The 2,584-nt window shown below is 56.8% G+C and carries 4 protein-coding genes; 3 read left to right on the top strand and 1 reads right to left on the bottom strand.

The features are described from left to right. The 3 genes from pstB to phoB form a co-directional block, all read left to right on the top strand. On the top strand, positions 1-699 hold a 699-nt coding region (gene pstB / locus K5905_RS31385; protein WP_297591640.1), incomplete at its 5' end, for a phosphate ABC transporter ATP-binding protein PstB. Positions 700-730: 31 nt separating this feature from the next. Then, positions 731-1,429, top strand: a complete 699-nt coding sequence (gene phoU, locus K5905_RS31380; RefSeq protein ID WP_297591639.1) for a phosphate signaling complex protein PhoU — start codon at positions 731-733, stop codon at positions 1,427-1,429. Between the two features lie 72 nt (positions 1,430-1,501). Further along, entirely contained in the window at positions 1,502-2,200 is a 699-nt protein-coding gene (phoB, locus tag K5905_RS31375; protein ID WP_297591638.1) for a phosphate regulon transcriptional regulator PhoB, read from the top strand. A 104-nt stretch (positions 2,201-2,304) separates the two neighbouring features. On the opposite strand, the gene K5905_RS31370 is transcribed toward phoB, so the two are convergent. Then, positions 2,305-2,584 (bottom strand): GcrA family cell cycle regulator (locus K5905_RS31370; RefSeq protein WP_297591637.1); only part of this gene is annotated, 280 nt, incomplete at its 5' end.

Genomic DNA, 2,584 nt, shown 5'->3' with positions numbered 1-2,584 from the left:
AAGGACGTGGACATTGAAATTAAGCCGCGGTCGGTAACTGCCTTCATCGGGCCGTCCGGATGTGGCAAGTCGACCTTCCTGCGGACCATAAACCGCATGAACGACACTATCGACATCTGCCGCGTTGAAGGGTCGATCAGGATCGATGGCGAGGACATCTATGATCCGAAAGTCGATCCGGTCCAACTGCGCGCCAAGGTCGGCATGGTCTTCCAGAAGCCGAACCCGTTTCCCAAGTCGATCTACGACAACATAGCTTACGGCCCCCGCATTCATGGTCTGGCCCGCAACAAGGCTCATCTCGATGAGATCGTAGCCTCCAGCCTTCAGAAGGCGGGGCTGTGGGAAGAAGTGAAGAACCGTCTGGACGAACCAGGCACAGGCATGTCCGGTGGACAGCAGCAGCGTCTTTGCATCGCCCGCGCAATCGCCGTCAGCCCGGAAGTTATCCTTATGGATGAACCTTGTTCCGCGCTCGACCCGATTGCAACTGCGAAGGTGGAAGAACTGATTGACGAGTTGCGGGAAAACTACACGATTGTCATCGTGACGCATTCCATGCAGCAGGCGGCCCGCGTCTCTCAACGCACGGCGTTCTTTCACCTTGGCATCCTGGTTGAAGAAGGTCTGACCGAAGACATCTTCACCAATCCGAAAGACAAGCGAACACAGGATTACATCACTGGCCGTTTCGGCTAGGCGGTTTTCCGAATTCTGAAAGGGACACGGGATGTCTGAACACACAGTCTCGGCTTATGACGAGGAACTGACGGAAATGGCCGGAAAGGTCGCCGAGATGGGCGGGTTGGCCGAACGAGCTTTTGCGGACGCGGTTTCCGCGCTGGTTTCTCAGGACCTGGAGCTTGCGAAACGCACGATTTCTGAAGACGAGCGGCTGGACACGCTGCACCAGGAGATCGAAGAGAAACTGATTGAAATGATTGTCCGCCGCCAGCCCATGGGGCAGGACCTGAGAGAGATCACCGCTGCGACGCGGATCGCCAACGATCTGGAGCGTGTCGGTGATCTGGCAAAAAACGTTGCCAAACGCGTAATCGCAATCGACAGCGATTTGCAGTCCAAGAAGCTTGCAATCGGTGTCGAGCACATGACCGAGCTGGCCCTGTCGCAGCTCAAGCAGGTTCTGGATGCCTATACGCGCAAAGATGCCGAGGCTGCCCGTCGTGTGCAGGAAGCCGATGCAGAGGTCGATGCGATCTATACATCGCTGTTCCGCGAACTGCTGACATACATGATGGAAGATCCTCGGGTGATTACCCAATGTGTCCATCTGCTGTTTTGCGCCAAGAACATTGAACGCATCGGCGACCATGCAACCAACATTGCGGAAAATGTCTTCTACATGGTGACAGGTGACCGTCTTCCTGAAGACCGCGTGAAACTGGACGAAACAACCAGCGCCGTTTAACCGCCAGGACCTGGTGGAAAAAGGTTTCGGCCGGCGCATTGGCGACGGCTGCTGATAGTGGAGCGAGAAAGTATGCCGAAGGTGCTCATCGTTGAAGACGAAGAACCGCTCAGCCTTCTTTTGAGATACAATCTGGAAGCCGAAGGTTATGCCGTGGAGACCTGTGTTCGGGGCGATGAGGCGGAAATCCGTTTGCGGGAAAGCTTGCCGGACCTTCTGCTTCTGGACTGGATGCTTCCGGGACTGTCGGGCATCGAATTGTGCCGCCGGTTACGCGCACGGGAAGATACCGAACGCTTGCCGGTCATCATGCTGACCGCCCGCGGAGAGGAAGCTGAACGCATTCGCGGATTGTCGACTGGGGCTGACGATTACGTCGTCAAACCCTTCTCCGTTCCCGAGCTCATGGCGCGTGTACGGGCGATCCTGCGCCGTGCAAGCCCTGAAGTGGTTTCCACGATGCTGCGATCCGGAGATATCGAACTGGACCGTGAAACGCACCGGGTTCGCCGCAATACCAAGGAGATTCACCTCGGACCAACCGAATTCCGTCTTCTGGAATTCCTGATGACATCACCGGGAAGGGTGTTCTCGCGCGAACAGCTTCTGGATGGTGTTTGGGGTCACGACGTATATGTCGACGAACGTACGGTCGACGTTCATGTCGGCCGACTGCGCAAAGCGTTGAACAAAGGCAAGGCCAAGGATCCGATCCGGACCGTGCGGGGTTCGGGCTACGCCTTCAATGATCAATTCTCAATTGCCAGCTGACGGTTGACTGAAGTTGAACGCCAATCAGGTGTGCCTCACATGGAAACACAAAAAAGCCCGCCGTTTGGCGGGCTTAATTATTATGGCCGGTGTTGCTTATCCTATTACGACGCGCGGGCGACGACCTTGCGTGCACGGCGGTCGGCAACCGGCTGATAGGCAATCTTGCAGTGGTGCGCGCAATAGGGCACGCCGGCATCGGACTGGCGACCGCAGAAGTAAAAGTCGTCTGTTGCCGGATCGCCGATCGGCCATTTGCAGGTTCGCTCGGTCAGCGTCAGGATCGACGCGCGCTGCGAAATCGGCACAACCAGTTCCGCAATGGGTTCGACTTCAGCCTTGGGCTCCACCACCGGTGCCGGAGCAAGATCTGCCTTCAGGGCA

This window comes from Roseibium sp. (assembly GCF_025698965.1).
GTDB lineage: Bacteria > Pseudomonadota > Alphaproteobacteria > Rhizobiales > Stappiaceae > Roseibium.
The sequence above is the reverse complement of the archived record's forward strand: the minus strand, read 5'-3'. Positions and strand labels throughout refer to the sequence as shown.